Below are 8552 nucleotides of genomic sequence, written 5' to 3'. Positions count from 1 at the left end.
ACCACGGGGGTGGGCGGCCCGGCAATTCAACCAATTCATAAAAAATCGGTATCAACAAACTTGGCACACTATTGAGTTCTCAAACAACAGACACATTCGAATACTTCTCGAAATTTCCAATTGAATAATTGGAATTCGCATTTCGTATTTCTTCGCCGCGATGTTTCTAGCTTATTTCATTCATTTTCACTTTGCAAATCCGGGTTATTCACCCGGTATTCACACAATGAATGAATCCGCCCAGCACCAAGCAAAGCTTTTCTTCAAACATGTTCGTAGTTGAAGAATTGCTTCTTAGTGAAGGGGGTTTGTCACCACTCAGCGGCGGCGACTCAGAAGACATTACACGCTCCCCCGCGGCCGTGCAAATCGGCTGCGGAGGAGCGTGCATTTTGCCTGTTCCGGTGCTAAGCGTTCAAATGCTAGGCCCCGGATACCTGAACCGTGGCCAGGTTCTTCTTGCCGCGGCGGAGGAGCAGGTACTTGCCGTGCAGCAGCTGGGACGGAGAGATCACAGCGTCCGGGTCCGTGACCTTGGCATTGTTGACGTAGGCGCCGCCCTCGCCGACCACGCGGCGCGCGGCGGACTTGCTGTCCGACAGCCCCGAGGCAACCAGCAGGTCGATGATGCCGAGGCCCGTTCCGTCCACTGAAGCGGACGGCAGTTCGGCAGTCGCCGCCGCGAGCGTCTGCTCGTCGAGCACCGAAAGATCGCCGTTGCCGAAAACAGCCGCAGAAGCAGCAATGACCTTTTCGGTGGCTTCGGCTCCGTGAACCAGCGCCGTCACTTCGTAGGCGAGCTTCCGCTGCCCTTCGCGGGCGAACGGGCGCTCGGCCACAGCCACAGCAATCTCCTCGATCTCGGCCCGGGTCAGGAACGTGAACACCTTCAGCCTGTCCACAACATCCGCGTCGGCGGTGTTCAGCCAGAACTGGTAGAAGGTGTACGGGCTGACCATGGCCGAATCCAGCCAGATGGCGTTGCCCTCGCTCTTGCCGAACTTGGTGCCGTCGGCGTTGGTGATGAGCGGAGTGCCCAGTGCATGGACCGTCTTACCCTCCACCTTGCGGATGAGCTCGGTGCCGCTGGTGAGGTTGCCCCACTGGTCGGATCCGCCGGTCTGCAGCATGCAGCCGTAGTCACGGTAGAGCTGGAGGTAATCCATGCCCTGCAGGATCTGGTAGCTGAACTCCGTGTAGCTGATGCCTTCCTCCGAGCTGAGGCGGGAAGCGACGGCGTCCTTGCGCAGCATCGTGCCCACGCGGAAGTGCTTGCCGACCTCGCGGAGGAAGTCGATCGCGCTCAACGGCGCAGTCCAGTCGAGGTTGTTGACCATCCGGGCGGCGTTGGCGCCGTCGAAGCTGAGGAAACGGCGGACCTGTGCCTGCAGGTAACCGACCCACTCCGAAACGGTGTCCTTCGTGTTCAGGGTGCGTTCCGCCGTCGGACGGGGGTCGCCGATCAGCCCGGTGGAACCGCCCACGAGGCCCAGCGGCTTGTGGCCGGCCAGCTGGAGGCGCCTCATGAGAAGGAGCTGGACCAGGTTTCCCAGGTGCAGGCTCGGCGCCGTGGGGTCGAATCCGCAGTAATACGTGACCGGTTCCCCGGCGAGGAGCTTTTCCAGTTCCACCTCATCGGTGGATACGTGGACAAGGCCGCGCCATTTGAGCTCCTGCCAGATGTTGGCGAAGCTGGGGTCGTTCTGCTGGGATTCGAGGTCGTTTAGTTGTGACACGCCTTCTAAGTTAGCAGGATCAGGGCCACGCCGACCCCCGTGAAGGGCAGGAAGCAGGCCGGGCCGCGATCGGCCGGGCCTGCACGGAAACCCTAACGCTCGATGCCTGCCGGAACGTCCGCGGCCGCGATCAGCCGAAGCCGCTGGGTGGGGCGGGTCATGGCGACGTACAAGTCGCCCACCCTGCCGTGCTCGTGGTTCAGCATGACGCTCGGCTCCAGGACCACGACGCCGTCGAACTCAAGTCCCTTCGCCTCCCGCGGACTGATGACCACCACGTCCTGTTCATAGCTGCCGGCACCTGTGCCCAGCCGGGAACCGTACTCGGCACGCAGCGCCACCGTGGCTTCCCGCAGCAGGTCGCCGTCGGCAATCACGGCGAGCAGGCCGCCGTCGAGCGCTTCGAGCTCCTCGGGAAGGACCTCCACCAGCCGGGCTACCAGGCCGCCATGCTCCACGCGGTCGATGATTGGCGACCAGCGACCCTCCCGGACGGCCTTCGGGGCGGAAACCACCAGGCCGGCGGCGTTGGCCATGCGCGCCGCCGCTTCGGCAATCTGCGACGGCGTCCGGTAGTTCACCGTCAGCTCCTCCAGCTGCCAGCGGTCGCCGAACATCGGGGCGAGTGCCCCCTGCCAGGACTTGGCGCCCGCCACGGAACTGGTCTGGGCGATGTCACCCACGATGGTGAAGGACTTGAGCGGGCACCGCCGGACCAGGAGCCGCCACTGCATGGGCGACAGTTCCTGTGCCTCGTCGACGACGATGTGGCCGAAGGCCCAGGTGCGGTCGCTGGTGGCGCGCTCTGCGGCCGTCAGCCGGGCCTCGCGTTCCTCGTTCTGTTCTACGAGTTCCTCGGCGGACATCAGGACATCGACGCCGGCCGACTCCATGTTGACCAGGGTCTGCCGGGCGTTGGCCAGGGCACGGGCCCGGTCCTGCTCCTGCTGGGCGAGGCCGCGGCCTGCCGCGGGGTCCAGTTCGCCCAGGAGCTCTGCTGCTTCGTCGAGCAGGGGGACGTCGGCCTCGGTCCAGGGGGCATCGGGGGCCCGCAGCAGCAGCTCGCGTTCCCTGGCGGTGAGGCCAGGGGTGCAGGCTTCGAGGAGGGCGGGCTTACTGAGGAGCTCGCTTACCAGCTTCTCGGGCGTCATCGGCATCCAGCACAGATTGAGCGCGACGCGCACGTCGCGGGCCGTCCGCACGTCCTCGGCCAGGTACGAGCGGTCGGCGTTGTTGCCGATGTTGCCAGCCTCGACCAGTTCGGTCATCTGCTCGGTCAGCTCGCGGAGCAGGATCTTGACGAACGTGACGCGGGCCTCGTTGTGCGGCTTGCCGGTGGAGCGCGCGCGTTCGCGGGCACGCCGGACCTGGCGGGGCGTGAGGGTCAGCTTGCGGCCGTCGACCTCCAGGATCCGGTTTTCGGCCGGAATGCGCTGCCGGTTGGCCACGGCGTTGGCGATGACCTCGGCCATCTCCAGCCTGCCCTTGATGGCGGCGACATCCGCTTCCTGTTCCGGTACCGCGTTGATGCCAGGCATGAGCCGGCCGAGGCTGGCCATGACCACGCCGGTTTCACCCAGCGACGGCAGGACGCGTTCGATATATTTCATGAAGGACGACGACGGGCCCACCAGCAGCACGCCGGCGGACTTTAGCCGGTCGCGGTGCGTGTACAGCAGATAGGCGGCACGGTGCAGGGCCACGGCGGTCTTGCCGGTGCCCGGCCCGCCCTGGACCACGAGGGCCCCGGAGATGGAGGACCGGATGATGCGGTCCTGCTCGGACTGGATGGTGCCCACGATGTCCGACATGCGGCCGGTGCGTTTGGAGTTCAGCGCTGCCAGCAGGGCACCCTCGCCCTGCAGCGAGTCGGCGTCGGAAAGCATGTCGGCGTCCAGGACGTCGTCCTCGATGGCCTTGACCTCGCGGCCCTGCAGGATCAGGTGCCGGCGCCGGCGCACGCCCTGCCGGTCAAAGGCGGTGGCCTGGTAGAAGTGGCCGGCCTCCGGCGCGCGCCAGTCGACCATGAGCCGGACGAGGTCCTCGGTGGTGAGCCCGATGCGGCCGATGTACTGCGCCTCGCCGGAGTCCAGGTCCAGCCGGCCGAACACGAGCCGGTCGTCGACGGCGTCCAGCTGGGCGAGGCGGTCCTCGTACAGGGCCGCGAAGGCGTCACGTTCGGAGACGTTCTGCATGGTGCCGACTGCTCCCGCGCGGCGCACCTGGGCCAGCTGGGCGCGCTTTTCCTCGCGCAGTTCATCAAGCCGGGCATACAGACCGGCTACATAGTCCCGTTCGTGGGCCAAATCGGCGTCGTGCATCGTTCCCCTATCGCAAAAGACAGACCGTCCATTCTATAACCTTTTCGGCTTCCGTGGCGGCTGTTTGAGCTGCTTAAAGCAGGTTATCTGACGGCGCAGCCCGGCGCTCACCGACAAGCCCGCTGGTCAGAGGCGCAGCAGCGACCGCACGCGGTGCCCGGCCAGGGCGGAGCGGCCGCGCAGCTCGCCGAGTTCCATCACCACGCCCACACCCGAGACGTGCACGCCGCAGCGTTCGAAAAGGCGGGCGGCTGCGCCGAGCGTGCCGCCGGTGGCAAGGACGTCGTCCAGAATCAGCACCCGGCTGCCGCGGGCCAGGTCGGTGGTGTGAAGTTCCAACGTGGCGTTGCCGTACTCGAGGGCATAATCCTCGGAGTAAACCTCGCGCGGCAGCTTCCCGGCCTTTCGCACGGTCACCACGCCCTTGCCGGTAGCGTAGGCCGCGGCGGCGGCAAGCAAGAAGCCGCGCGCCTCAACGCCGGCCACGGCGTCGAACTGCCCCTTGAACGGCTCCACGAGTGCATCGACGACTGCCCGGAACGCGGGACCGTCGGCGAAGACGGGGGTCAGGTCCTTGAAGGTGATTCCGGGCTTGGGGTAGTCCGGAACGGTCGCGCAAAGGCCCGTGATGAGTTCGTCCACGGGTACGGGCCTGGGGGCAGGGGCTTGTTCGCTCAGATTCACCCGTCAAGCCTACGCCCGTGGTGCACGCGCCTTCGCAGCCTTATAGCGCGACACGGTGGGGTCGCCGGTAAGCCAGAACCGCCATGGATAATCGTGCGTGCCGCCGTGCCCGGCGACGCCGACCCGTGGCCCGCTGCTGACGTGCGCGGCGGGTGCCGGCGGCAGGACCAGGCCAAACGGTGGCGCCAGGGCGTCCCGCCCGCTGTCCTCGGTGGTCAGTCCGAGTGCTGTGGCCAGCCGGGCCGGGCCGCTGGCCAGATCCTTGGCGGCTTTCGACGTCGGCCGCCGGGCGAGGGCCAGTTCCCGGCCCTCCACGATTTCCCCGGCGCGCAGCAGGACGGCCGAGGCATGGCCGGCCGGACCGCAGACGATGTTGGCGCAGTAGTGCATGCCATAGGTGAAGTAGACGTAGAGGTGGCCGGCGGGACCGAACATGGGGGCGTTCCGGCGGGTGGGGCCGCGGTAGGTGTGCGACCCGGGGTCAGGGTGCAGTGAATCGACCGGGCCCATGTAGGCCTCGAGTTCGGTGATCCGGACGGCCACGGGACCTTCCGCGCTGTGGTGCGTCAGGACGGCGCCAAGGAGCAGCGGGGCTATTTCGCGGGCATCGCCGGAGAGGAACTGCCGCACAGGGCCGCTGGTGGTCATGCCCCGACTCTACCCAAGCCCCTGTTGTCCGCGCCTGGCGCCCGCCGGGGCCCCGCGGAGCACCTCTACGGCCATGTCCGATTTCCGCTAGCACGGCCCCGTGGCGGCTGGCAGGATGGAGTCATGGACTTCTGGCAGCGCTACCGCGCCATCGACGCACGGGACACCCGGTTCGACGGGCAGTTCTTCACGGCGGTGCGGACCACGGGCATCTACTGCCGGCCATCGTGCCCGGCGAGGACACCCAAGGCGGAAAACGTCACCTTCTATGAGACCTCCGCCGCCGCCCACGAGGCCGGGTACCGCGCCTGCAAGCGCTGCCTGCCCGAGGCGGTTCCGGGGACACCGGCCTGGAACCTCCGTTCGGACATTGCCGGCCGGGCCATGCGACTGATCAACGACGGCGTGATCAACCGCGACGGCGTCGAGGGGCTGGCCGCGCGGCTTGGCTATTCGTCCCGCCAGCTGAACCGGATCCTCAGCCACGAGCTCGGCGCCGGTCCCCTGTCCTTGGCCCGTGCCAGCAGGGCGCAGACCGCCCGCACGCTGCTGGTATCCACGGGGATGAAGCTTGCGGACGTCGCCTTCGCCGCGGGTTTCAGCAGCGTCCGGCAGTTCAATGAGACCGTGGCCGAGGTGTTCGACATGACGCCGACCGCGCTGCGCAGCACCGCCCGGCACCATCCGGCTGCTCCCGCCAGCACGTCGCTCACGCTGGCTCTCCCCTACCGCGAGCCGTTCGGCCCCGGTGTTTTCAGCTTCCTGGCCGTCCGCGCCATTCCGGGAATCGAGGCGGGAACCCCAACGTCCTATGCGCGGACACTGCGGCTCCCGCACGGGGACGCGCGGTTCAGCGTGGAATACACCGGCGCAGGCAACGGCAGCGTGGGCGGAAGTTTGGATGGCGGAACTTTGGCGTCCGACGGCGGGCCGCGCCGGCGGCCGCTGGTGCTCACCATCAGCGCGGTGGACCTCCGCGACCTGCCGGCACTGCTGAGCAGGGTCCGCCGGCTTTTTGACCTCGACGCCGATCCCGTCGCCATCGACGGCGCGCTCGGCGCCGATCCCCGGCTGTCGGCATCCGTGGAGGCAGCGCCGGGGATCCGCATGCCGGGTGCCCTGGATCCGCAGGAACTGCTCATCCGGGCCATGGTCGGCCAGCAGATCACGGTGGCCGCCGCGCGCACGGCCCTTACGCAGCTGGCCGCGGCAGGCAGTCCCAGCGCGGCCGCCGGCGACGGCCTTTCCCGGCTGTTCCCGTCCCCCGCTCAGATCGCCGACGCCGGAGCTGAGCTGCTCCGCGGCCCCCAACGCAGGATAGAGTCTCTGCTGGCCGTCGCCACGGCAATGGCCGAAGGGATGTTGGACTTTGGCTACGGGGACGACCTGCCCGGCCTTTCCGCCAAGCTGCTGCCGTTGCCCGGCGTCGGGCCATGGACCGTGGGCTATGTGGCCATGCGGGTCCTCGGTGCACCGGACGTTTTCCTCGCCAACGACGCCGCGGTGCGCAACGGAATCCGGGCGCTGACCGGCGGCGCCAGCCCAATATCCGGCAGCAGCGGAAGTGGCACCGCGACGCCGTCGGACCCACCGTCGTCGGACATCCCGTCATCGGAGCTTCTGTCTTCGGACTTCCGCGAAGTCAGCCCGTGGCGTTCGTACGCCACCATGCACCTCTGGCGGGCGGCCGCGAACAACTCCAGAACCCCTGCCCCGCGGGGCGCTGACAACCACATCGATTCAATGAAAGAAGCCGCGCAATGAAAGCCCAGCTCCTGACCATGTCCACGCCGGACGGGCCGTTCACGATCATCGCCCGCGACGGCGTGGTGCTCGCCTCAGGCTGGACGGCCGACCGCCAGGACCTCACCGGCCAGATCCATCCGGAGCTGCTGCCGGACGCTTATGAACCGGTGGAGCACCTCGGCCCGATTTCTGCGGCGGTGGACGCGTTCTACGCCGGTGATCCGGCCCCGGCCATGAGCGTGCCGGTGCTGCAGAAATCAGGTCCGTTCCGCGCCCATGCCTGGGATGTGCTGCGCACCGTCAGCCCGGGGGCGCCGGTCACCTATACCGAATATGCGGAGCTGTCCGGCAACGCCAAAGCAGTCCGGGCCGCCGCCAGTGCGTGTGCGTTCAACGCCGCTGCCCTGTTCGTTCCGTGCCACCGCGTAGTCCGCACGGACGGCACGATGGGCGGATTCCGCTGGGGTCTGCGGATCAAGGAGAGCCTGCTGGCCCGCGAAAAGCAGGCCCTCGCCGCCGGCTGAACCAGCAGCCGAACCCGCCGCCCGGTTTGGCTCCTGCCCCCGGGCCCAGGGGCTACTTCGCCGGAACCCCGGACGGCCAGGGCAGGAGTTCCGGCAGGTCCACGCCGTCGGCCGCGGCCGAGGCCCGCAGGCTGCCCAGCGACGGCTCCCGCCCGGCGAGCCAGGCAGCGATGTCCGTGACCATTCCGCTGACCACCGTGGAGCGGCCGCCGGTCCCGATCGTCACGCGCGGCAGGCCCAGAGGCTGCAGCACCAGCTTTTGGTCCTCGGGAACCCGCGCAGCAAGGAAGGTGAACAGGTGCTCGCAGAACTGCCTGCTCCACGTTTCCGGACCGCGGCCGGTGTTGAGGTCGGACGCGTGGATCACCAGTTCGCGCCAGAGCGCGAAGCCGCCGTCCAGCACCACTCCCCCGCGGTAGGAAATGGGTGCGCGCCAGCCGCCGGCGCCAGTAGCCGCGTCGCCATCAGCCGCGTCAGCGGCAGCCAGGGAATCGAACGCACGCAGCGCCCGCTGCAGCGCCAAGTCGACGTCCGAGCGGTGCTGTTCCAGCGCATGTCCGGCGTTCATTTCGATGGCCTTCGTCCGGCCCTCATAACCGCCGTCGTACAGTTCCACCGTTTCGCCGCGCGCGGCGTATTCGAGCTGCCGTGCCATCGCGTTGGAGATGCCGGTGATGTGCGCGAGGACGTGCCCGCGGGTCCAGCCCGGCAGGGCCGACTCAGCCGGGACGTCAGCATCGGTGAGCTTGGCGGCCAGGGAGGAAACGGCGTCGGCCGCTTTGTGGAGCTCGGTGAGCAAAGTTTCAGGTGTGATCGCGGTCATGCCGCAATCCTAAACGCAAGAGGGTCTCGACAAGCCCGACCACCGGTGAGCTTGTCGAGACCCAGGATCT

7 protein-coding genes are annotated in these 8552 nt (G+C 67.7%); 2 read left to right on the top strand and 5 right to left on the bottom strand.

Features of this window, described 5'->3' with window-relative positions:
• Window positions 1-422 precede the first annotated feature (422 nt).
• The 4 genes from tyrS to ACFTSA_RS21430 all read right to left on the bottom strand — a co-directional run bounded on the left by tyrS (window position 423) and on the right by ACFTSA_RS21430 (window position 5389).
• Window positions 423-1736, bottom strand: coding sequence for a tyrosine--tRNA ligase (gene tyrS / locus ACFTSA_RS21445; RefSeq protein WP_377953878.1), 1314 nt, complete (start codon window positions 1734-1736; stop codon window positions 423-425).
• 92 nt (window positions 1737-1828) lie between these two features.
• Complete coding sequence (locus ACFTSA_RS21440; RefSeq protein WP_377953877.1) at window positions 1829-4057, bottom strand: HelD family protein; 2229 nt, start codon at window positions 4055-4057, stop codon at window positions 1829-1831.
• 126 nt (window positions 4058-4183) lie between these two features.
• Window positions 4184-4741 (bottom strand): adenine phosphoribosyltransferase, encoded by a 558-nt coding sequence (locus ACFTSA_RS21435; RefSeq protein ID WP_377953875.1) that lies wholly within the window; start codon window positions 4739-4741, stop codon window positions 4184-4186.
• Between the two features lie 9 nt (window positions 4742-4750).
• Window positions 4751-5389: a DNA-3-methyladenine glycosylase gene (locus ACFTSA_RS21430; RefSeq protein ID WP_377953873.1), complete on the bottom strand. Its 639-nt coding sequence runs from the start codon at window positions 5387-5389 to the stop codon at window positions 4751-4753.
• A gap of 123 nt (window positions 5390-5512) precedes the next feature.
• Here ACFTSA_RS21430 and ACFTSA_RS21425 point away from each other — a divergent pair, with 123 nt between their 5' ends.
• Both ACFTSA_RS21425 and ACFTSA_RS21420 read left to right on the top strand, forming a co-directional pair.
• On the top strand, window positions 5513-7153 hold the full coding sequence (locus tag ACFTSA_RS21425) for a DNA-3-methyladenine glycosylase 2 family protein (RefSeq protein WP_377953872.1): 1641 nt from the start codon (window positions 5513-5515) through the stop codon (window positions 7151-7153).
• Complete coding sequence (locus ACFTSA_RS21420) at window positions 7150-7659, top strand: methylated-DNA--[protein]-cysteine S-methyltransferase (RefSeq protein WP_377953871.1); 510 nt, start codon at window positions 7150-7152, stop codon at window positions 7657-7659. The genes ACFTSA_RS21425 and ACFTSA_RS21420 overlap by 4 nt, the downstream gene beginning before the upstream one ends.
• Before the next feature lie 52 nt (window positions 7660-7711).
• On the opposite strand, the gene ACFTSA_RS21415 is transcribed toward ACFTSA_RS21420, so the two are convergent.
• A complete protein-coding gene (locus ACFTSA_RS21415) occupies window positions 7712-8482 on the bottom strand; it encodes a maleylpyruvate isomerase family mycothiol-dependent enzyme (protein ID WP_377953870.1) in 771 nt (256 codons plus the stop codon).
• Window positions 8483-8552: the final 70 nt, after the last annotated feature.

Origin of the sequence: Arthrobacter sp. NPDC057013 (assembly GCF_042674585.1) — a bacterium.
Taxonomy (GTDB): domain Bacteria; phylum Actinomycetota; class Actinomycetes; order Actinomycetales; family Micrococcaceae; genus Arthrobacter.
Note: the sequence above shows the minus strand (reverse complement) of the source record. Positions and strands in the feature narration are given on the sequence as shown.